This window comes from Catellatospora sp. TT07R-123, from assembly GCF_018327705.1.
Classification (GTDB): domain Bacteria; phylum Actinomycetota; class Actinomycetes; order Mycobacteriales; family Micromonosporaceae; genus Catellatospora.
The window spans coordinates 4,301,223-4,321,946 of sequence record NZ_BNEM01000002.1; the positions used below are offsets into that span (position 1 = coordinate 4,301,223).

Annotated in this window: 17 protein-coding genes; 7 read left to right on the top strand and 10 right to left on the bottom strand. The window is 72.3% G+C overall.

The window, feature by feature from the left end; translation table 11 throughout:
• Positions 1-10 precede the first annotated feature (10 nt).
• A complete protein-coding gene (locus Cs7R123_RS39010) occupies positions 11-1,123 on the bottom strand; it encodes a C45 family peptidase (protein WP_212834151.1) in 1,113 nt (370 codons plus the stop codon).
• A gap of 110 nt (positions 1,124-1,233) precedes the next feature.
• On the opposite strand from Cs7R123_RS39010, the gene nhaA reads away from it, so the two are divergent.
• On the top strand, positions 1,234-2,481 hold the full coding sequence (gene nhaA, locus Cs7R123_RS39015; RefSeq protein WP_244872423.1) for a Na+/H+ antiporter NhaA: 1,248 nt from the start codon (positions 1,234-1,236) through the stop codon (positions 2,479-2,481).
• Positions 2,482-2,525: 44 nt separating this feature from the next.
• Entirely contained in the window at positions 2,526-3,455 is a 930-nt protein-coding gene (locus Cs7R123_RS39020; protein ID WP_212834153.1) for an alpha/beta fold hydrolase, read from the top strand.
• 103 nt (positions 3,456-3,558) lie between these two features.
• Here Cs7R123_RS39020 and Cs7R123_RS39025 read toward each other — a convergent pair whose 3' ends face one another.
• Positions 3,559-3,924 carry a hypothetical protein gene (locus tag Cs7R123_RS39025; RefSeq protein ID WP_212834155.1) on the bottom strand — a complete coding sequence of 122 codons (366 nt, stop codon included), beginning with the start codon at positions 3,922-3,924 and terminating at the stop codon, positions 3,559-3,561.
• The gene (locus Cs7R123_RS39030) at positions 3,921-5,687 is read right to left on the bottom strand and encodes an SseB family protein (RefSeq protein WP_212834157.1); all 1,767 of its coding nucleotides are present in this window, start codon (positions 5,685-5,687) and stop codon (positions 3,921-3,923) included. Before Cs7R123_RS39030 ends, Cs7R123_RS39025 begins: the two co-directional genes overlap by 4 nt.
• Before the next feature lie 223 nt (positions 5,688-5,910).
• Here Cs7R123_RS39030 and mycP point away from each other — a divergent pair, with 223 nt between their 5' ends.
• On the top strand, positions 5,911-7,140 hold the full coding sequence (gene mycP, locus Cs7R123_RS39035; protein ID WP_212834159.1) for a type VII secretion-associated serine protease mycosin: 1,230 nt from the start codon (positions 5,911-5,913) through the stop codon (positions 7,138-7,140).
• A gap of 412 nt (positions 7,141-7,552) precedes the next feature.
• On the opposite strand, the gene Cs7R123_RS39040 is transcribed toward mycP, so the two are convergent.
• The 3 genes from Cs7R123_RS39040 to eccB all read right to left on the bottom strand — a co-directional run bounded on the left by Cs7R123_RS39040 (position 7,553) and on the right by eccB (position 9,742).
• The gene (locus tag Cs7R123_RS39040; protein WP_212834161.1) at positions 7,553-7,852 is read right to left on the bottom strand and encodes a WXG100 family type VII secretion target; all 300 of its coding nucleotides are present in this window, start codon (positions 7,850-7,852) and stop codon (positions 7,553-7,555) included.
• Between the two features lie 28 nt (positions 7,853-7,880).
• Positions 7,881-8,171, bottom strand: a complete 291-nt coding sequence (locus tag Cs7R123_RS39045) for a WXG100 family type VII secretion target (RefSeq protein WP_212834163.1) — start codon at positions 8,169-8,171, stop codon at positions 7,881-7,883.
• Positions 8,172-8,365: 194 nt separating this feature from the next.
• A complete protein-coding gene (gene eccB / locus Cs7R123_RS39050) occupies positions 8,366-9,742 on the bottom strand; it encodes a type VII secretion protein EccB (RefSeq protein ID WP_212834165.1) in 1,377 nt (458 codons plus the stop codon).
• An 82-nt stretch (positions 9,743-9,824) separates the two neighbouring features.
• Between eccB and Cs7R123_RS39055 the strand changes: the two genes are divergently transcribed.
• From Cs7R123_RS39055 to Cs7R123_RS39070, 4 genes are all read left to right on the top strand, one after another.
• The gene (locus Cs7R123_RS39055) at positions 9,825-11,663 is read left to right on the top strand and encodes a type VII secretion protein EccE (protein ID WP_212834166.1); all 1,839 of its coding nucleotides are present in this window, start codon (positions 9,825-9,827) and stop codon (positions 11,661-11,663) included.
• Between the two features lie 45 nt (positions 11,664-11,708).
• On the top strand, positions 11,709-12,083 hold the full coding sequence (locus tag Cs7R123_RS39060) for a phage holin family protein (protein ID WP_212834167.1): 375 nt from the start codon (positions 11,709-11,711) through the stop codon (positions 12,081-12,083).
• Positions 12,084-12,239: 156 nt separating this feature from the next.
• On the top strand, positions 12,240-13,148 hold the full coding sequence (gene rarD / locus Cs7R123_RS39065) for an EamA family transporter RarD (RefSeq protein WP_212834168.1): 909 nt from the start codon (positions 12,240-12,242) through the stop codon (positions 13,146-13,148).
• Between the two features lie 235 nt (positions 13,149-13,383).
• Entirely contained in the window at positions 13,384-15,522 is a 2,139-nt protein-coding gene (locus tag Cs7R123_RS39070; RefSeq protein WP_212834169.1) for a PhoX family phosphatase, read from the top strand.
• 75 nt (positions 15,523-15,597) lie between these two features.
• Here the strand turns inward: Cs7R123_RS39070 and Cs7R123_RS39075 are convergent, their stop codons facing one another.
• The 4 genes from Cs7R123_RS39075 to Cs7R123_RS39090 form a co-directional block, all read right to left on the bottom strand.
• Entirely contained in the window at positions 15,598-16,392 is a 795-nt protein-coding gene (locus Cs7R123_RS39075) for an IclR family transcriptional regulator (protein ID WP_212834170.1), read from the bottom strand.
• Between the two features lie 103 nt (positions 16,393-16,495).
• Positions 16,496-17,536: a polyprenyl synthetase family protein gene (locus tag Cs7R123_RS39080; protein ID WP_212834172.1), complete on the bottom strand. Its 1,041-nt coding sequence runs from the start codon at positions 17,534-17,536 to the stop codon at positions 16,496-16,498.
• An 86-nt stretch (positions 17,537-17,622) separates the two neighbouring features.
• A complete protein-coding gene (gene nuoN / locus Cs7R123_RS39085; RefSeq protein ID WP_212834174.1) occupies positions 17,623-19,176 on the bottom strand; it encodes an NADH-quinone oxidoreductase subunit NuoN in 1,554 nt (517 codons plus the stop codon).
• A gap of 2 nt (positions 19,177-19,178) precedes the next feature.
• A complete protein-coding gene (locus Cs7R123_RS39090) occupies positions 19,179-20,723 on the bottom strand; it encodes an NADH-quinone oxidoreductase subunit M (protein ID WP_212834176.1) in 1,545 nt (514 codons plus the stop codon).
• Position 20,724 lies beyond the last annotated feature (1 nt).

Sequence of the window (20,724 nt, forward strand, 5' to 3'; positions counted from 1 at the left end):
TTAACCGTCCCTATTGGATGGTGAATCTCATACCTTCCCGACCGATACAGGGCGGCCCGGGAATCAGCTGCATAGATCGGGCATCTAGGTCGAGGAAAACAGTCCAAATCGTCTCAGAGCGATCGGCCTCTTCGTCGCGCGGATCGACATGGCGGCAAAGTGACACCGGGTAGCTGTGGTGGTCGCGCAGTACGCCGAGGATGTCCTCGGGCCGCAGCCGATCCCCCGCAGCCGCCAGCTGCCGCCGCGCCCGCGCCGAGCGGAACAGCGACGAACCGCCCCAGTCCTTGACGGTGTCGTACACCGGCAGCGGCGTCTCGAAGTGGTTGGCGTGCGTGAGCAGGCCGTCGACCGGATGGAGCCAGCCCGCCTCGCCCGGAGCCAGCTCCAGGTCGATGATTTCACCGCCGGACGGATGGGCCTGTCCGATGAGGAGATTGATGGATGCCGAGCGTGGTGCGCGCACCGCGTTGCGGGTGGCCCAGGACAGCGAGTCGGCCTCCAGCACCGAGCGCAGCAGCACGTGGTACGGCAATCCACCGGGCCGCCCGTCGCGGTCGCATCCCAGCAGGTTGACGCAGACCCCCAGACCCGCGCCGTTGAGGCCGGCCTTGGCCAGCATGCCCGCCTCGGTCAGCGCGGCCACCACGTGCCCCCGCTCGTCGCGGGTGACCAGCAGCAGGTTGCCGTCGCGGTGGTCCGGGTGCCAGTCCCAGTTCTGCGCCAGCACCGTGTGGCCGTCGGCGGTGCGCGAGTCCAGCACCCCGATGCTGGTGCACTCGCCGAGCTCCGCCCCCGCGCCGCCGGGCGCGCCGCAGGACGGGTCGCCGTAGAGCAGCTCCGACCGGGCGTTGACGGCGTAGATCAGCTCCGGCGCCAGCCCGGCCGCGCCGGCGGTCGCGTCGAGCATCCGCGCCAGCCGGGGGGCCAGCGCCCGGGTGGTGTCGCGGAAGGCGGCGCCCCGGGTCAGCACGGTCTGCCGGTCCAGCCCGGCGGACCGGGAGAAGCGGGCCAGGTAGGTGGCGACGTTGGCCTGGATCAGGTCGGTGGCGGCGGCGCCGTACGCCTCGCCCATCTGCTCGGGGGTGCCGCTCACGTCGACGACACGCAGGGGGGTGGTCATGACCGGGAACTCTGCCCCACCCCGCCGCGGGCGCGCCAGGGGTTATGGCCGCCCCGGCCAGTTGTGCCAGGCGCCCGAAATCTGCTGGTCCGAACCGTAGGATCCGAATCATGAATGACAGCCGGACCCGGCCGCAGCCGAGCCCGCGGATGAAGCGGATGAAGCGGCGCCGGGCCCAGGCGGCCCGCTCCGCCGCCGCGGAAGTGGTGCGGTTCCTGCGCACCGAGCAGATCGGCGGCCTGGTGCTGCTGGGCGCGACCGCGCTGGCGCTGATCGTCGCGAACTCGCCCCTGGCCGGGGCGTACCAGCGGCTCAGCGACTACACGTTCGGGCCGCAGGCGCTGCACCTGAACCTGTCGGTCGCCGCGTGGGCGCAGGACGGCCTGCTCACCGTGTTCTTCGTCGTCGCCGGGCTGGAGCTCAAACGCGAGCTGGTCGTCGGCGAGCTGCGCAGCCCGCGCCAGGCGGCGCTGCCCATCGCCGGGGCGATCGGCGGCATGATCATTCCGGCGCTCACCTGCTTTCTCATCGCGTACGGCGCCCCCGGCGGCACGAGCGCCTGGGCCGTGCCGGTCGCCACCGACATCGCGTTCGCGCTGGCCGTACTCGCCATCTGCGCCCGCGACCTGCCACCCGGCCTGCGCGTCTTCCTGCTGTCCCTGGCCATCGTGGACGATCTGGGCGCGATCCTGCTGATCGCGATCGTGTTCACCGCGCACCTGGCCTTCCTGCCCCTGCTCGGCGCCGCCGCCGCCCTGGCCGCCTACGGCCTGCTCCAGCAGTTCCGCATCCGCGGCTGGTGGCTGTACCTGCCGCTCGCGGTCGCGGCCTGGGCCCTGGTGCACGCCTCGGGCGTGCACGCCACCATCGCGGGCGTCGCGATCGGCCTGCTCACCCGGGTCAAACCCGACGAGGGCGAGCACGAGGCCCCGGCCGCGCAGCTGGAGCACACGCTCCAGCCGATCTCCGCGGGCGTGTGCGTGCCGCTGTTCGCGTTCTTCTCGGCGGGTATCGCCGTGAGCGTGGGCACGCTGGCGGCGCTGTTCACCGACCGCGCCGCGCTCGGCGTGCTGATCGGCCTGGTCGTCGGCAAGACCGTCGGGGTGCTCGGCGGTGCGGCCGTCGCGGTCCGGTCGCGCCTGGCCCAGCTGCCCGAGGGGTTGACCTGGCGCGACCTGCTCGCGGTCGCGGTGGTCACCGGGTGCGGGTTCACGGTGAGCCTGCTCATCGCCGAGCTCGCCTTCCCGGCGGGCGAGCAGCAGATCCTGATCAAGGAGGCGGTGCTGCTGGGGTCCTTGATCGCCTCGCTGCTGGCCGCCGCCCTGCTGCGCAGACAGGTCCGAGTACGGGCACGCTAGCCTGCACCTATGAGTGAGTGCGGGCAGCGATGGGTGATCCCGGCATGAGTCACCGCGGCGGGAACGCCCCGGTGGACGAGGCGTGCGTGCTGACCGAGGGTCCGTGGACGCACCGCTTCGTCAGCGCCAACGGCAGCCGGTTCCACGTCGCCGAACTCGGCACCGGGCCGCTGGTGGTGCTGCTGCACGGCTTCCCCGAGTTCTGGTGGGCCTGGCACGAGCAGCTGCCGCTGCTGGCCGACGCGGGCTTCCGGGCGGTCGCCGTCGACCTGCGCGGCTACGGCGCCACCGACAAGCCACCACGGGGGTACGACGGCTTCACGCTCGCCGGCGACGTGGTCGGCCTGATCCGGGCCCTGGGCGAGCGCAGCGCCACCGTCGTCGGGGCCGGCGCGGGCGGGCTGATCGCGTGGTCGGCGGCGGCGCTGCACCCGAAGCTCGTCAACCGGCTGGTGGTGCTCGGCTCGGCGCACCCGCTGCGGCTGCGCTCGGCGCTGGTCGCCGACGCCGCGCAGCGCCGCGCGGGGCGTGCCCTGCTGCGCTTCCAGCTGCCCCGCTACGAGCACGTCCTCACCCGGGACGGCGCCGAGCTGGCGGGCGACCTGATGCGCTCGTGGACCGGCCCGGCCTTCCGCACCACCGCGGCGTACGCGGAGTACGAGGCGCGCTGCCGCGAGGCCCTGCGCATCCCGCAGGCCGCCTTCTGCGCGATGGAGGCGTACCGGTGGGCGTTCCGGTCGACGCTGCGGCTGCACGGCTACCGGTTCATCCGGGCGGTGCGCCAGCCGATCATCACCCCGACGCTGCAACTCCAGGGCGCGCTGGACCCGATCACGCTCACCGCCACGGCGCAGGGCTCCGGCCGGTATGTCCTGGCCGACTACGAGTGGCACCTGATCGAGGACGCGGGCCACTTCCTGCACGTGGAGCGCCCCGACCTCGTCGCCGGAGAGATCATCCGCTGGGCGAAGTAGCTGTTACATGGCGCGACCGCTTACGCGGCCTTAATCGGCGGCATCCTCCGCTGCGCTCCGGATGCCACCGAGCGGCCGCTGACGCGGGCGCGCTGTGCGCTGGTCAGGCTCGGGTCTCGCGCAGCTCGGTGACGTCGGCCCGCGCCGCCCACCCCTGGTAGACGCCGTAGTCGAACTCCTCCAGGCCCAGCTCGGCCGCGACCGGGGCCTTGCCGCCGGTGTACTCCACCCGCAGCCAGCCCTCGTGCTCGGCGAGCACGATGAACGGCTGGCCGCGCCAGGTGCACACCGTGCGGACGTAGGCCAGCTCGTCGACCTCGGCGGCGGGCACCACCCGGACGTACCGGCCGGGGCGCACCTCCTCGAAGCCGTCGGCACCCTCCGGGCGGTACAGCCGCACGCTGTCGCCGTCCGGGCTCGCCTCGTACTCTCGCCCCAGGTATGACGCGATGAAGCCGTCGCGCATCATTCGCCTCCGTCGGTGCGCAGCCAGCGGGGACCGTCGCTGTCGAGCACCGCGACCATCTCCTCCTTGCCCTCGGCGTCCACGCGCAGCAGGCGCGCGCCGTGGGGCAGGCGGATGCTGTCCACCTTGAACTCGGCGATGATCTCCGAGCTGTCGCCCGGAGCGAAACCGTTGCCCCGGAACGGGGCCCGCTCGATGACCCAGCCCTCCATCGCCCGCATCGCCGCCTCGTGCTGCCCGCCGTACGGAATCCGGTACAGGCTCGGCCGGAACGCCGGCCAGCGCAGCACGAAGATCTCGGTGTCGTCGGGCTTGAACGGCGACCCGGCCCAGCTCAGGCCCAGCGCGCCGCGCAGCGCCTGCGGGCCGCGCAGGTGGCCGACCTCGCGGGCGCGGTGCACGAACCCGGAGACCCGGTCGTAGCCGCGGTCGAGGTAGTAGCCGACCTGGCTGCCCGCGATCACCTTCTGCATCTCGGTGACCTCGTCGCGCTTGACCGGCGGCGGCGCCGACCCTGCGGTGGGCGCGGGCATGACCGGCTCGCGCTCGTCGCCGCCCAGGCCCATCTCGCCCGCCCAGCGGGCCAGCTCCAGCAGCTGGTCGCCGGGTAGGGACGCGCCGATCGGCGTGCCCGGGTTGACCGCGAACGACCAGGACGGGTCCGGCCAGGTCTTGATCAGCTTGATGAACCGCACCGGGATCGTGTCGCCGGGCGCGGGCATGCACTGCGCCGAGGTGAAGCTGACGATGTGCGGCTCGCCGTCGATGTCGGTCGGCTGCCAGGAGAAGCCCTCCTCGCCCGGCTGCGGGCCGCCCGGCCCCGCGGTCGGCACCAGCACGGTGGCCAGCAGCAGCGTGGACAGGAACGCATCGGTGTTGCCCGCCTCGGCCGCCTCCAGCAGCTGCTCCTCGACGCTGTTGGCCGGGGTGAAGTCGGGCTCGTCGGTGGGCAGCACGTGCCGGGGCGACCCGGCGGGCACCTCGCGGCGCGGCGCCTGGCCGTAGCGGCCGCCGGCCTGCTCCGGCTCGGCGGGCGCGTGCACCGGCGGCGCGGCCGGCGGGGCGACGGGCGGCGGCGCGACGGGCGGCGCGGCCGGGGCGGGCCAGTTGTCCTCGATCCGGGGCGCGGGCGGGTTCACCGGCGGCACGAGCGGCGGGGCGGGTGCCGCGGGCAGCGGCGGCGCTTCGTATCTGCGGGGCGGGGCGATCGCGGGCGGGTGGTCCGAAACCTCGATGACCTCCGCGTCGACGATCGTCGGGTCGGCGGCCGGGGCGGGCGGGTGCGTCGGGCGCTGCTGCGGCGGCATCGCCGAGCGCGCGGCCTTGGCGCGTTCCAGCGCCTCCAGCCGCTCCAGCCGCCCGCGCGCCTCGGCGGGCGCACCCGCGATGCGCACGTCGCCGCGCACCATCTGCGTCACGAACCAGGCGGGCAGATAGCCCTCGATCGGCAGGCCGGGGTTGACCGCCAGCCACCACTCGTGGTTCGGCCAGGCCGAGGCCAGCTCCTGGAACCCGATCCGGCGCGCGGGCCCGGCATGCTCGGCCAGGCACACCCGCATCGACGACGCCGAGGTGAACGACAGCACGTGGGTGCGGCCGTCGGCGACCCAGGTGCCCCAGCCCGCGGCACCGCCGGGACGGGCGTCGCCGGCCACCGGGAGGATCAGCTCGCATCGGCTCAGCACCCGGAAGTACTGTTCCTGATCGCCGGCGTGCAACGCCTCGAGCAGCGCGATCTCGATGTCGTTGGCCGGTTGCCAACCCATCGTGCGCTCACCTCCTGCCCGCCGGGAGAGTACGTCACACAACTTACCTTGCGCCGAGTAGGCGCGCCGCAACCGGCAGTCTAGGCGGCACGTCACGAGTCGCCGGTGATGCCGTACGAACGGTCGCGCTTCGGGACGAGCCGATCGGGGAGGCTTCGGTAGCATCGGCGCTGAGAACGCTCGCGTCACCCCTTCACCCCTTGGTCCGCCCGGGAGCACGACCTTGCATCTCAGCCGTACCCTGTCCGCCGCGTCGGCAACCGCGCTCGCCTGCACCGCGGCACTCGTCGGATTGACGACAGCCCCTGCCTGGGCCGCGCCGTGCCCCGGCGGCAGCCCCGAACCCGTCCCGCGCGCCACCGCCAAGCCGTGGGCGCAGCAGCTGTGGGACCTGAGCCGCCTGCCCGCCGGCATCGACGGCCGCACCGAGACCGTGGCCGTGGTGGACTCGGGCGTGGCGGCGTCCCATCCGCAGCTCGCGGGCCGGGTCGATCCGGGCCTGGACGTGCTGACCGGCGGCGGCACCGACGGGCGGCAGGACTGCGTCGGCCACGGCACCGAGGTCGCCAGCATCATCGCGGCCCGGCCGGTGCCGGGGGTCGAGTTCCGCGGCATCGCCCCGGGCGCCCGGATCCTGCCGGTGCGGGTCAGCGAGCGGGTCGGCGGCCAGGAGAAGCAGGAGAACGCCCGCCACGCCGAGGAGCCCGACCTGGCGCGGGCCATCCGGTGGGCGGTCGACCACGGCGCCACGGTGATGAACCTGTCGCTCAGCTACACCGACGTCAGCCCCGACAGCCTGCCCAACGTCCGCGCCGCGATCGACTACGCCCTGGCCAAGGACGTGGTCGTCGTCGCGGCCGCGGGCAACGGCAAGACCAGCGGCAACAAGACGCCATACCCGGCCGCCTGGCCGGGGGTGCTCGGCGTCGGCGCGATCAGCCCCGACGGCCAGCGCCTGGCCCAGTCGCAGACCGGGCCGTACGTCGACATCGTGGCCCCCGGCGAGAACGTCACCGGCGCCTGGCCCGGCGGCGGCCAGCTGGCGAACCTCAGCGGCACCAGCTACGCCGCCCCGATGGTGGCGGGCGCCGCCGCGCTGGTGCGCCAGCAGTTCCCGCACCTCAACCGCGAGCAGGTGGTGCGCCGCCTGCTCGCCACGGCCGACCCGGCACCCGGCGGCCTGGGCAGCGAGGACTACGGCGCCGGGATCGTCGACCCGGTCCGCGCGGTCACCGACGTGCTCGACGACGGCGTGCGGGCCACTCCGGCCGCACTGGTGCCGCCGAAGACCGACCCGGCCGCTGAGGCGGCCGCCGCCGACGCCGTCGAGCTGCGCGGCCGCTCGCTGTGGCTGGCCGGCATCGGCGTAGCCCTGGCCGTGCTGGTCCTCGGCCTGGCCCTGGCCCTCCCGAACGGCATCCGCCGCCGCTGGCGCCCCGCCGGCACCCCCTAACCTGCCCACCCGGCCGCATCCCGCGCGGTCCGCGATGATCGCGCAGGCCGCGCAGGCCGCGCAGGCCGCGATGATCGCGGATTGCGGTCAATCGGTGCTGTCTGAGCAGAGGTCTTGACCGGGGACGGCGATCATCGCGGCAGCCCGCTGCCGCAGCCCGCTTTCATGCGGCAGGTCCGCCGGGCAGCGCTGTCGATCACGGTGCTGGGGCGGCGACACGCCGTCGAACCCTGCCATAAGTTCATGATCGACCGGGCGGGGCCGGGGCCGGCCGGGGCCGGGCGGGGCCGGGCGGGGCCGGGCGGGGCCGGGGGTGCGGCAGCGGGTGGGGATGTGGCGGGTGGGGATGTGCGGACGCCCGGATCCCGGGGTGCCGTGGCACCCGGGGCCCGGGCGTGCGGGATGGTGCTGGTCAGTGCTGCTGGAACAGCCGGGTGTTGCGGTCCTCGGCGTCCTTGAACTGGACGGCGGCCTCGTCGACCGCGCCCTTGATGTCACGCAGCATCGCCGACAGGTCGTTGGCGGCGCTGCGCCACTTGTGCTGGCGCTCGTGGTAGGCCGTCTGCGCGGCACCGCTCCACGTGGAGATCAGCGGCTTCGCGTCGCTCTCGAGCTGGTCGAGGTGCGAGTCGAGGCTGTTGATCGCCTTCTGGATGTGCTCGCTGGCCGAGTGCAGCGCCTGGAAATCGACGACAAGTCTGCTGTCGCTCATGTCAGTTCCTCCCCCTTGCGGGCTGCCATCAGAGGTTCAGGTTGATGCCGCCGCTGTTCTTGGATGCGACCTTGCTGGCCTGGTCCTCGTCGGCGCGGGTGTACTCCTGTGCGGCGGTGCGGATCGCGCTGGCGGTCTCGCCCAGCGACTGGTGCAGCGCCTTCTGGTCCTCAGCCCAGGAACGCTTCACCTGCTCGAACGAGGTGCCGGCGCGACCGACCCACGACGTCTGCAGACCCTCGAGTTCGCTCAGCAGTCGGCTGAGCATGCTCTGCAGGGCGTCGTTGGCGTGGTCGAACTTCTGAGCGGTCTGCGCCATGATGGCGGCCTCGGAAGACGAGCTACCGGACATTGTCTTGCGTCACCCCACTCCCTTTGTGCACTTGCGCGCCCACCGTCCCATGCGGACTGTTGATGGTGGTGCGCCTGTCTCGGTGACGGTAGCGTCCGATGCCCACTCTTGCCAGCCCGGTCGATGTGACCTGTGGATAACCGCGCCCGTACGGCGCCGGTTCAGCCCAGCGCGAGCTGTGCGGCGGCCGTCTGCGGGTCCAGCCCAGGCCCCTCCGGCAGCACGTCGACGAGCTTCGGCGGCAGCTTCACCGGCGGCTTGCCGCTGTAGCCCAGCGTGGTCAGGACCTCCGCCTTCGCGGCCGCGAAGCGCACGCCCTGGTCGGTGACCAGGCTCAGCGTGGTCCCCGCCGCGACGATCGCGCCCTGGCCCGACGGCACCAGCACATAGTCGGCGTACGGTGCGCCGTTGTCGCCGCGGGCGACCGTGGCGGGGCGCCCGGCCAGATCCACCGGCACGTCCAGCCGCGCCTCCACGACCCCGGTCTCGTCGCGGAACACCGCGCACAGGGCGCCGGTGCCGTACTGCGCGATCGCGGGCAGGACCGCGGGCGGCTGGCGCTGGTCGTTGGGGTCGGGCACGAGGTTCTTCGGGGTGGCGTCGAGTTCGGACAGGCGGCTCTTGTCGATCTCCTGCTCGGCCGGGATGCCGTGCTCGTTGTGGAAGCCGCCGAGCAGCAGCGTGGCCTGTACGGCGGTGATCAGCGCGAGGCCGTCGTCGAGCACCACGGCGTACTGCTTGATCGCGCCGTCGAGATCCTTGATCTTCAGCACCTGCCCGTTGCGGTAGCGCGGCAGCGCCGTCGAGACCGCACCCGGGGAGCCGACCTGCGGCAGCGCCAGCGGCTGCCCCTTGGCCAGCGGGTTGACGAAGGCGGGCGGCACCACGACGGCCGGGCTGCCGCCGCCGAGCGTCTGCGCGACGTAGGCGTCGGTGTTGAACAGGCGGCCGTGCCAGAGCAGGTAGTACTGCCCGCCGCCCTGGACGAACAGCGCGTCGTCGCCCATCGGGCGACCCTTGGCCGCCAGCGCGGTGTCGCCGACGGCCACCGCGGCCAGCGGCTTCTTCTCGCCGTTGACCGAGCACAGCGACCACGGCGCGCCGAGCAGGGTGTCGCCGTCGGGCAGCGAGTCGGGCAGGTTGGGCACGCCCACGGTCAGCCCGCGCGGCACGCCCGCCAGCGACTTGCGCGACACCGTCTTGATCTGCGGCGCGGACTGGCCGGAGGCCAGCAGGGCCGAGGCGAGGTTCAGCGCCGGGTGCAGCTTCTCGTTGCGGTACACGTACTTGGCGCCGGTGCCGTCCTCGATGACGACGGTGCCGTCGGCCTGCCAGCCGACGTCACCGCGCTCGCTGAACACGCCGTACACCCCGAATCCGGCCGCGACGACCACGGCCAGGCAGATGCTCGCCACGGTGCTGCTGGCGGCGCGCCGGAACGGCGACTGCGCCGGATCGGTGTCGCGCATCACCAGAGCCGAGACCACACGCTGCACGCTGAACTGGTACGAGTGCAGCTGGTCCTGTCTCGACGGCATGGGCCCTCCCCACGGATCGGCGCGCAGCTCTAACATGAGCCGGGCGGAGTGCGGCGGTACGCGCCAAGGGGAGGCTATCGCGATGTCGGTCGACACGGTGACCGGGCCGGAGGCGAGCACCATCGAGCCGGCCCCGATGGCATATCCGTTGCCGCCAAGGCGTTTTCTGGGACTCAGCGGCGGCCAGATCGTCACTGTCCAGATCGCACTGGTGCTGCTCGTCGGCGCCACGCGGGTCGGCTACGGCGCGGTCGCGGCGGCCGTGCCGGTCGCGGCGGCGCTGGTCGTGCTCGGCTGGGGGCGCTGGCGCGGCCGCTGGGTGTCCCAGTGGCTCTCGGTGTACACCCGCTTCCGCGCCCGCCGCCGGCGCGTCGAGGCCGGCGCCGACGTCGCCGACCTGCTCGGCCTGGTGCACCCCGGTTCCCGGGTGGGCACCGCCGACATCGAGGGCCAGCAGTGCGCGGTGCTCGCCGACGCCGAGGGCCTGGTCGTGCTGCTGGAGCTGGGTGAGCAGGCGGTGCTGCCGACCAAGGCGTGGCACCCGCTGCCGTCCCCGGCGTCGCTGCTGCCCGCCCCGGCCCCGGACGCGCCGCCGGTGCGCCTGCAACTGCTGCTGCTCGCCAACGCCGCCAACGGCTCCTCCCCGGCCGCCTCGTCCTACCGCCAGCTCACCGGCGGGCGCCTGCTCGCCGACGAGCGCGCCGTGCTGTGCGTACGGGTCCAGCGCGCCGACGGCTGGGACGAGCGCGACCTCCAGCGCGCCCTGGCCGGGGTGGTGCGCAAGGTGCGCGCCCGGCTCGGCAGCGTCCCGCACCGGGTGCTCGGCGAGGTCGCCGCGCTGCGCGTGATCGGCGAGACGGCCGGGCACGACAGCGGCCAGGCCGTCCAGGAGGGCTGGTCCGCGCTGTACGCGGGCGGCCTGCTCCAGACCGTGCACACCGTGGAGCGGTGGCCGCAGTCGCACCCGGACCCCGCGCACGCGCTGCTGCCGCGCCTGCTCCGCCTGCCCGCGACCACGGTGGCGGTCTCGCTGACCGCCGGCCCGTGGACCGGCCACGGCGACCAGCTGCACGCCCAGCTCGCGGTGCGGCTCACCGCCCCGGACCAGACGTCGCTGGGCAACGCCGCGGGCGCGCTGCGCCAGGTGCTCACCGCCGACCACGCCCAGGCCCGCCGCCTCGACGGCGAGCAGCTCGACGGCTACCTGGCCACGCTCCCGCTGGGCGGTCCGACCCCGGCCGGGATCGCGCCCGGCGGCCACCTCGGCCCGGCCCGGCGCGGCGCCGCCGTGGGCGCGCTGATCACGCCGTACGGCGGCAGCGGGCTCATGATCGGGGTGAACCGGCACAACGAGGCGGTCGCGTTCCGGCTGTTCCGGCCGGAGGCCACCCGGGCGGTGCTGATCGGCGGCGTGCCGGTTGCGCAGACCGTCGCGGTGCGCGCCATGGCCCTGGGCGGCTACGTGCTGGTGCAGACGACCCGCCCGTGGGCCTGGGAGGCGTTCGCGCGCGGCCTGGGCGCCGGGGCGCCGCTGACCGTGATGGCGCCCGGCCCGGTGACGGTGCCGCCGGGCACGCCGCTGCGGCCGCTGCTTACGATCGTGGACATCGGGCCGGTCGCCGCCGACCGCACCCCGGGCACGCCCTGGCACAGCACGCTGGTGGTGCGCGACGACCTGTCCCCGGTGGACGTGGACGTGCTCGGCCGCGCCGACCTGGCCCTGCTCCAGCCGCTGCAACCGGCCGAGGCCGCGGTCGCGGTGTCGGTGCTGGGGCTGTCGCGCGACCAGGAGGCGTGGCTGTCGCGGGCCCAGCCCGGCATGATCGGCGTGGTGCACCGGCGCTCGGTGCGCTGGGCCGCACTGTCGCTGACCTCGTACGAGCAGCAGCTCATCGGATCGGCGTCGCGCGGGACGCGCTGAGCCGGGGGATGCTTTCCTTGCCGATACGTGGCACGATGCCGCTCCATGGGCATCATCCTCCGATTGGCCGCCAGCGCGGCCGCCGTTTGGGTGGCGACGCTGCTGATCGACGGCATCACGGTGAACGCAGAGACCACTGCCGGCAAGATCGGCACCTACGTCGCCATCGCCGTGATCTTCGGCGTGTGCAACGCGCTGCTGCGCCCGATCGTCAAGACGGTCGGCTGCGCCTTCTACGTGTTCACCCTGGGCCTGATCGCGCTCGTGGTGAACGGCCTGCTGTTCTGGCTGACCAGCGCCATCGCCGGGGTGCTGGACGTGCCGTTCCACGTCGACGGCTTCCTCTCCGCCCTGCTGGGCGCACTGGTCGTCGGCCTGGTCAGCTGGGCCCTCAACCTGCTCATCCCCGACAAGGACTGACCCCTGCGCCGCGGCGCCACGCCGCAGCCTCCCAGCACGGTCCAAGATCGCCGTTTCGGGGCGGAACCCGCACGCTGAGTGCCGGTTCCGCCCCGGGGCAGCGATCACCGTCACATAGTCAGTACCGTAGCGGCGATTGCCCCTTACGATTCGATGGTGAGTGAGCTTCGCCTCGGCTATCTGTACGGGCTCGGCGCGTACATCATGTGGGGCTTCTTCCCCGCGTACTTCAAGCTGCTGCGGCCGTCCGGACCGTTCGAGGTGCTCGCGCACCGCGTCGTCTGGTCCGTGCTGTTCATGATCATCCTGCTCAGTGCCGTACGCGGCTGGCGCCGGATCGCCGAACTCCGCCACCGCCCGGCGACCCTGGCCGGGGTCGCCCTGGCCGGAGTACTCATCGGCGTCAACTGGGCCACCTACATCTGGGCCGTCAACATCAACCGGGTCGTCGAGACGTCGCTCGGATACTTCATCACGCCGCTCGTGGTGATCGTCGCGGGCGTCGTGATCCTGCACGAGCGCCTGCGCACGGCGCAGTGGGCCGCTGTCGGCATCGGCACCGTCGCGGTGCTGGTGCTCACCGTCGACTACGGCCACCCGCCGTGGGTCGCCCTCATCCTGGCCTTCAGCTTCTCCATGTACGGCCTGGTGAAGAAGCGCCTGGGCCTGCCCGCCACCGACGGCCTCTTCGTCGAGTCGGCCGTCCTCAGCCTCCCCGCCCTGGCCCTGCTCATCTGGTACGCGCGCCACGACCAGCTCACCTTCGGCCACCTCAGCACCGGTCACAGCCTGCTGCTGGCCGCCGCCGGGGCGCTCACCGCCATCCCGCTGCTGATGTTCGCCGGCGCCGCCAACCGCCTCCCCCTGGTCAGCCTCGGCATGCTCCAGTACGTCGCCCCCACCCTCCAACTCGCCCTGGGCGTGTTCCTCTTCCACGAACCGATGCCGCCGGTGCGGCTGTTCGGGTTCGGGCTGGTGTGGGTGGCACTGGCCGTCTTCACCTGGGACGGGCTGCGCTCCGCCCGCGCCACCCGCCTGCGCCCCGCTCCCCTCCCCGCCGCCTGACAAGCAAAGGAAGGGTGCAGTTTCGGGGAAAGTGTCGAAATCCCCGCCAAGATTCCAGCACTTTCCCCGAAAGTGTCGCGATCTTGAGGGCGGTGCGGGGCGGGGCGCCCTTGGCGAGCGGGTTCGCGGAGACGTTCACCCCGCGTTCATCGTGGGTCAGGGGTGGGATCATCCGGCGTCCCTACCTTGCGTGACGGAAGGCATGTGCCGATCCCACGCATGGAGGAATTGCTCTATGAACGAATCCCGCCGCCGACTCCCCCTGCTCGGCGGGGACGGCCACAGCGGAGGCAGCCGGTCCTCGATGACCTGCCAGTACCGCTGCGGCAACGCCTGCGACCACCCCGCCCCCAACACCTCGGGCAACGAGTACCTCGGCGACCGGATCGAGGCCGAGGTCACCCGCCGGGGCGTGCTGAAGGCCGGCTCGGCCGGTGCGATCGCGCTGGGCTTCGCCGGTGCCGCCGCCGGTGCCGTGGCCGGTGCGGTGCCCGCGTTCGCCGAGTCCGGACAGTCCGGTGCCGCCGAGGGCTTCTCGGCCGCGTCGCTGGAGACCTCGGGCGGCCCGGCCGCGCTGACGTTCTCCCCGATCCCGCCGAACACCCTGGACAACCTGGTCGTCCCCAACGGGTACGACCACAACGTGATCATCCGCTGGGGTGACGAGGTCGTGCCCGGCGCGCCGGACTTCGACCCGGCCGCCCAGACGGGCGCGAGCCAGTCCAAGCAGTTCGGCTACAACAACGACTTCGTCGCGGTGCTGCCGCTGGGCCGGGGCAACGACCGGGCCCTACTGGTCTGCAACCACGAGTACACCAACGAGAACCTGATGTTCCCCGGGTTCACCACGCTGGACGCGCTGAGCGACGAGCAGGTCAGGGCCGCGATCGCGGCGCACGGCATGTCCGTGGTCGAGCTGGAGCGCGTCGGGCGTACGGGACAGTGGGCCGTCGTCGACCGCGGGCGCCGCCCGTACAACCGGCGTATCACCGCCCTGTCCACGGTGTTCTCGGTGACCGGCCCCGCGGCCGGTTCCGCCCTGCTCAAGACTGCCGCCGACCCGACCGGCAAGCGGGTCGTCGGCACGCTGAACAACTGCGCGGGCGGCGTGACCCCCTGGGGCACGGTGCTGTCGGGCGAGGAGAACTGGAACCAGTACTTCGTCGGCGGCGACGGCGTGCCCGAGGAGGCCAAGGCGGCCCTGAGCCGCTACGGCGTCTCCACGACCGCCCGCTACCCCGCCGACTCGCGCAAGTGGGACCGGGTCGACGCCCGGTTCGACCTGACCGCGAACCCGAACGAGGTCAACCGCTTCGGCTGGATCGTGGAGATCGACCCGTTCGACCCGGACTCGGCCCCGCGCAAGCACACCGCGCTGGGCCGGTTCAAGCACGAGGGCGCCAACGTCATCGTGGCCGACAACGGGCACGTCGTGGCGTACATGGGCGACGACGAGCGCTTCGACTACATGTACAAGTTCGTCTCCAGCAGGAAGATCGCCCGGGGCGACTCGTACTGGGCGCGCAAGCAGAACATGACGCTGCTGGAGTCCGGCGACCTGTACGTCGCCAAGCTCGACTTCACCAGCGCCGCCGAGATCGACGGCACCGGCAAGCTGCCCGCCGACGGCGCCTTCAACGGCACCGGCACCTGGCTGCCGCTGGTCAAGGACGGCCGCTCGATGGTCCCCGGCTGGACAGTCGAGCAGATCCTGGTCTTCACCCGCCAGGCCGCCGACGCCGTCGGCGCCACCAAGATGGACCGGCCCGAGGACGTCGAGCCGAACCCGGTCAACCGCAGGATCTACGCCGCGCTGACCAACAACACCGCCCGGGGCACCACCACCGGCCGGGGCGTCCTGGCCGACGAGGCCAACCCGCGCAACGCCAACAAGCACGGCCACATCTTCGAGCTGACCGAGGACGGCGGCGACCACACCGGCGCCACGTTCACCTGGGCGATCCCGATCGTCTGCGGCGACCCGGCGGACCCGTCGACCTACTTCATGGGGTACGACAAGACCAAGGTCTCCCCGATCTCCTGCCCGGACAACGTCGCCTTCGACAGCAAGGGCAACCTGTGGATCTCCACGGACGGCAACGCGCTGCTCAGCAATGACGGCCTGTTCGCCACGGCCCTCTCGGGCCCGGAGGCCGGCCACCTCAAGCAGTTCCTGACCGTGCCGCGCGGCGCCGAGACCTGCGGCCCGTTCATCAGCACCGACAACCGGACGGTCTTCGCCGCGGTGCAGCACCCCGGCGAGCTCACCGGCGCGTCGTTCGACAAGCCGGCCAGCACCTGGCCCGACGGCGACTACAGCAAGCCCGGCATCGTGGGCGTATGGCGCCTGGACGGCAAGCCCGCCGGCTCCTGACCCACCCTGTTCCGACGGCGCCCGCGGCCCCGCCCCGGGCGCCGTTCCCCATCTCAGCCCAAGATCCCCGGTGGGTCAGGCGGCGGCGGACAGGGGCGGGTTGAGGGCGCTGGCGAGGGCCCTGGCGGTGCCGTAGAGGCGCTCGCGGATCACGGGTGCCTGCGCCACCAGGTCCACGGCGGGCAGGGCGCAGGCGACGACGTAGCGCTGCGAGAGGTCCCCGGCTGTCTGCACGGCCACCGCGGCGCACGCGACGCCCGAGCGGAACTGGCCGATCTCCACCTGCATGCCGCGCCGCATCCCGGCGGCGATGTCGGCGTCCAGCGCCGACGACGACCGGATCGTCGCCTGCGTGAACGCCCGCATGCCGTGCTCCTTGAGGTAGCGCTCGCGGGCGGCGGGGTCGAGCGTGGCCAGCAGGGTCTTGCCGAGCGCGGTGGCGTGGGCGCCGTCGTCGAACCCGGGCACCAGGTCCTCGACGTGCGGGGAGCGGATGCCCTCGGCGACCGCGGTGATGGCGACGTTGCCGTCGACGAAGCTGCCCAGGTAGTGGCTGTACCCGATCTCGGCCGACGCGCGGCGCAGCACGGTGCCGACCTCGGCGGGCCCGCGCATCGCGACGACGAGCTCGCGGAACCGGTCGGCCACGGCCAGGCCCAGGGTGTAGCCGCCGTCCGCACGCCGCATCACGTAGCCCTGATGGGCCAGGGTGCGCAGCATCCGGTACGCGGCGGCGGGGGTGATGTCGCAGCGGCGGGCGATCTGCTTGGGTGACAGCCCGGCGGGCGACTCGCCCACCACTTCGAGCACGCGCAGCGCCCGGGCGACGCTGCTGACCATGTCCGATGGCGGGACTGTGGAATCTCGCATCGTCAGCACCTCCCAGGCAGCCGCACCTACGATATGCAAATGCACGGCTCAGGTGAAGGGCCGAAAGGTAGCGACTTAGGTCGATCCACTTACGACACGGACGTCAACTGATCCTGTCCGCCACGACGTCGCAGAGGGCCTCCAGGGCGGCCTTGGCGGCGTTGTCGGGAAGATCGACCAACTGCGCGCGGGCGCGCTCGGCGTACCCCCGGACGGTCTCGCGGGCCTGGCGCATCGCGTCGCTCTCGCGCAGCAGTTCCAGCGCCTCGGCGTGCATCTCGTCGTCGGTGACCGGGCCGTCGGACAGGATCTGGCGCAGCCGCACCGCGGCCGGGTCGGCGTCCTGGCTGGCCAGGGCGTACAGCACCGGCAGGGTCGGCACGCCCTCGCGCAGGTCGGTGCCCGGGGTCTTGCCCGAGTCCGAGCTGTCGCTGGCGATGTCGAGCAGGTCGTCGGAGAGCTGGAAGGCCAGCCCCAGCGTCTCGGCATACTCGGTGAGGCTGGCGGTGACGGCCGGGGACGCCCCGGAGAACATGCCGCCGAAGGTGGCGCAGGTAGCCATGAGCGAACCGGTCTTGCCCGCCAGCACGTAGAGGTGGTGCTCGACCGGGTCGGCGTCGCGCGGGCCCACGGTCTCGGCGATCTGGCCGTGCACCAGGGCGGCGAAGGTCTGCGCCTGGATCTTCACAGCCTCCGGGCCGAGGCCGGCCGCGAGCTCGGCGGCGCGCGAGAACAGGAAGTCGCCGACCAGGATGGCCAGCGAGTTGCCCCAGCGCGCGTTGGCGCTCGGGGTGCCGCGCCGCACCAGGGCCTCGTCCATCACGTCGTCGTGGTAGAGCGTCGCGACGTGGGTCAGCTCCAGGACCGCCGCGGCGTCGATCAGCTCGGGCGCGTGCGGGTCGCCGAAGTGCGCGCAGACCGAGACGAGCATCGGGCGGAACCGCTTGCCGCCGGCATCCAGCAGGTGCCGGGCAGCCTCGGCGACGAAGGGGTCGGCGGACTCGACGGACTCGCGCAGACGTGCCTCCACCTGCGCCAGCGTCGTGTTTACCGTCGCCTCCAGCTCCGGGTCGGCGAAACTCACGCCGGCCCCCCGGGCAGTACGACCGTTAACGCTGCTCACCACGCCCCCACGATGCCACATGACCTACACATGATCGAAGCTCCCCCCATGCCTATCTGACGACATGGGAGGAGCTTCGGACTTTCCACTTCTTACCGGGCGAAAGGTCAGCGGACGAAGGTCGCCGCGTCGTTCGCCAGTTCCAGCAGCTTGCTGGGCGCCACACCGAGCACCAGCGTCACCAGTACGCCGATCATCAGCGCGGCCGACGTCAGCGCGCCCGGGATGGACACGCTCGGCGTGGTGTCGCCGGGCTCGGACAGCCACATCATCACGACCACCCGCAGGTACGGGAAGGCCAGGATGATGCTGCTGAGCACGCCGAACAGCACCAGCCAGGTCTGGCCGCCGCCGATGGCCGCGCCGAACACCGCGAACTTCGCGGTGAAGCCGCTGGTCAGCGGCAGACCGGCGAAGGCCAGCAGCAGGAAGGTGAAGATGCTGGCGAAGAACGGCGACCGCCGGCCCAGGCCCGCCCAGCGGGACAGGTGGGTGGCCTCACCGTCGGCGTCGCGGACCAGGGTCAGCAGGGCGAACGCGGCGATGATCGAGAAGCCGTACGCCACGAGGTAGAACAGCATGCTGCTCAGGCCGTCACGGCCGCCGGCCAGCACACCGACCAGCAGGTAACCGGCGTTGGCGACCGAGGAGTACGCCAGCAGCCGCTTGAGGTCGGTCTGGGTCACCGCCAGCACCGCGCCCACGAGCATCGTGAGCACCGCGATGACGCCGAGCACGGGGGTGAAGTTCCAGCTGGCCCGGTCGAACCCGGCGTACAGCACGCGGGCCAGGCCGCCGAAGGCGGCCGCCTTGGTGCACGCCGCCATGAACGCGGTGATCGGGGTAGGCGCGCCCTGGTAGACGTCGGGGGTCCACACGTGGAACGGCACCGCGGCGACCTTGAACAGCAGGCCGATCGAGAGCATCGCCAGGCCGATCATCAGCAGCACGAACGGCTTGTCCGAGGTGTTGACGGCGTCGTGGATCGAGTTGAAGTCCACCGCGCCGGCGTAGCCGTACACCATGGCCAGGCCGAACAGGAAGAACGCCGAGGCGAACGCGCCGAGCAGGAAGTACTTCACCGCGGCCTCCTGCGACAGCAGCCGCTTGCGGCGGGCCAGTGCGCAGAGCAGGTACAGCGGCAGCGAGAAGACCTCCAGCGCCACGAACATGACCAGCAGGTCGTTCGAGGACACGAACAGGAGCATGCCGCCCAGCGCGAACAGCGCCAGCGGGTACACCTCGGTCGCGCCGGACTCCCGGGCGGCCTGGCGGCGGTCGGCCTCGGAGCCGACGGTGATCGCGGCCTGCGCCACGAACGGGCCGCCGGTCTCCAGCGTCCGCTCACCGATCAGCAGCAGCGAGACGATGCCGAGCACCAGCAGCGTGCCTTCGAGGAACAGGCCCGCCTTGTCGATCGAGATCGCCTGGGCGGCCGTGTGCGCCGTCGCCGCGGACACGCCGGCCGTCGCCCGCTTGATCACGACGAACAGCGCGACGGCCATGGCCAGCAGGCTCAGCACCAGCTGCACCGCGTTGCGCACCGACCTGGGCACGAACGCCTCGACGAGCACACCGAGGCACGCCGCGCCGAAGAGGATCAGCATCGGCGCCACGGCGGTGTAGTCGATGTCGGGCAATGAGTTCACGGTGTCGCCCATGGTCACTTTCCTGCTTCCACAGTGGTGGCGGGCGCCGGGTCGGCCCGCTCCGGGCTGACCACGCTGTTCAGCGTGGCCTGCACCGCCGGGTTGATCACGTCAAGAACCGGCTTCGGGTAGAAGCCGAGGATCAGCAGCAGCGCGATCAGCGGCGCCACCACGACGCCCTCGCGCAGCGACAGGTCCCGCTTCATCGGCTCGATGTCGCGCAGCTTGTCGTTGAGCGTGCCCTGCGTGGTGCGCTGCACCATCCACAGCACGTACGCCGCGGCCAGGATGATGCCGGCCGTCGCGATCACCGCCACCGTCTTGTTGACGGTGAACGTGCCGATCAGCACCAGGAACTCGCTGACGAACGGGGCCAGGCCCGGCAGGGCCAGCGAGGCCATACCGGCGATGAAGAAGACGCCCGCCAGGATCGGCAGCAGCTTGCCCGCGCCGCCGAAGTCCTTGATCATCGTGCTGCCGCGCCGGGCCACGAACATGCCCACGACCAGGAACAGCAGGCCGGTGGCGAGCCCGTGGTTCAGCATGTACAGCACCGAGCCGCTGCCGGCCTGGATGGTGAAGGCGAAGATGCCGATGCCGATGAAGCCGAAGTGCGCGATCGAGGTGTAGCTCACCAGGCGCTTGAGGTCGTTCTGGCCGACCGCCAGCAGCGCCGCGTAGATGATGCCGACCAGCGACAGCGCGATCGCCCACGGCGCGAACCAGCGCGACGCCTCCGGGAACAGCGGGAGGCAGTAGCGCAGGATGCCGAAGGTGCCGACCTTGTCCATCACGCCGACCAGCAGCGCCGCGGCACCGGCCGGAGCCGCACCGCCAGCGTCCGGCAGCCAGGTGTGGAACGGGAAGAACGGCGCCTTGATGGCGAACGCCAGGAAGAACCCGAGGAACAGCCACCGCTGCGTGGTGGTGGCGAACTCCGCGTTGGTCAGCGTCTGCCAGTCGAAGGTGTGCCCGCCGAGCACCCACAGGCCGATGACGGCGGCCAGCATGAACAGGCCGCCGACCAGCGAGTACAGGAAGAACTTCACTGCGGCGTACTGGCGCTGCTTGGGCTGCACGTCGGAGCCGAAGGAGCCGATGAGGAAGTACATCGGGACCAGCATCAGCTCGAAGAACAGGTAGAACATCAGCACGTCGGTCGCGACGAAGTTGCCGATCATCATGCCTTCGAGCGCCAGCAGCAGCGCGAAGTACGCCGGGACGCTGCGCTGGCTGCGCTCGGCGTCGTGCCAGCTGGCCAGGATGACCAGCGGGACCAGCAGCGCGATCAGCGCGATCATCACCAGGGCGATGCCGTCCACGCCGAACGAGAAGTTCGCGCCCCAGGCCGGGATCCAGCTGAAGGACTCCTGGAGCTGGAGGCGCGGCGCGCCCGCCCCGGTCTTGAAGGCCAGCCACGTGGCGACCGCGACGCCGAACACCACCACCGAGACCAGCAGCGCCAGCTGCTTGGCCAGCTGCGGCTTGCTGCGCGGCACGAACGCGACCGCCAGCGCACCGACCAGCGGCGCCAGGGTCAGGATTGACAGGTATTTCATC